At 65.9% G+C, this 1,071-nt stretch carries 1 protein-coding gene and 1 pseudogene; both read right to left on the bottom strand.

Annotated elements, in window-relative coordinates; translation table 11 throughout:
* Nucleotides 1-250 (bottom strand): annotated as a pseudogene (locus BV95_RS22530) (phosphomannomutase); the annotation flags it as partial.
* Nucleotides 247-1,071: HAD-IC family P-type ATPase (locus BV95_RS22525; protein WP_037457603.1), on the bottom strand; the 825-nt coding region annotated here is incomplete at its 5' end. The gene BV95_RS22525 and the pseudogene BV95_RS22530, both read right to left, overlap by 4 nt.

Genomic DNA, 1,071 nt, shown 5'->3' with positions numbered 1-1,071 from the left:
GCCAAGCGCCATTGATGAACCGATAGAGTTTCGTGCCTGTGGTCGGCATCAACCAGAGACGGTCGAGCGCGACGCCGGCAGGAAGGCGCGAGGCGATCTGCTTTTCGAACTGCGGCCAGTCCCCGCCCGAGATCACCGCCACATCCGTGATGGCGAGCAATCGGGCGAGGATTGCGGCCATATCCTCCGATAACGGCCGCTTGCTCTCGGCAAGCGTGCCGTCGAGGTCGAAGGCGATCAGCCACTTCATGCCGCCTTCCCTGCCGGATCGCGGTAGGCGAGCAGCCTGAGCGCATTGATGACGACGAGCAGCGTCGATCCCTCATGAACCGCCACCGCTGGCCCAATGCCGAGGCCGAGGATGGTAGCAGGCACCAGGAAGGCGACGACACCCAGGCTGACGAAGACGTTCTGCCGGATGATTCCACGGGTATGGCGGCTAAGACCGACTGCGAATGGCAGGTGCGCCAGATCGTCGGCCATCAGCGCCACGTCGGCTGTCTCCAGCGCAACGTCCGACCCCGCCGCGCCCATCGCGATGCCGACCGTGGCGCTTGCCATCGCCGGCGCATCGTTCACGCCGTCGCCCACCATCGCGACCTTGTCTTCGCCGGCGAGCTTCTTGATCGCGGCAACCTTGTCTTCGGGCATGAGGTCGCCCCACGCTTCGTCGATCCCGACTTCGTCGGCGATCGCTTCGGCGACTTTCTGGTGATCGCCGGAGATCATTATCATCCGCGACACGCCCATCTCGTGCAGCCGACGCAACGCGGTCTTGGCAGCTTCGCGAGGCGTGTCCATCAGGCCGATCGCGCCCAGGTCGCGGTCCCCCTTGCGGACCACCATTGTCGTGCGGCCGTTCTCGCGCAGCTTCGCGATTGCGTCCTGCGCGCCCTGCCCCAGCGCCGGAATGCCCTCACTTCCGAACATCTCGGCCTTGCCGATCCACACCGTCTCGCCATCCACGCTCGCGGTGACGCCCCGACCGGTCAGGCTCTTGAGGTCGCCGGCAGTCGGCACGGCACGATCGTTCAGACGTTCGCGGCCGTCCTTGACGATCGCTTGGGCCAG

Origin of the sequence: Sphingobium chlorophenolicum (genome assembly GCF_000722875.1) — a bacterium.
GTDB classification, from domain to species: domain Bacteria; phylum Pseudomonadota; class Alphaproteobacteria; order Sphingomonadales; family Sphingomonadaceae; genus Sphingobium; species Sphingobium chlorophenolicum.
This window is presented reverse-complemented; position numbering and strand designations above follow the sequence as displayed.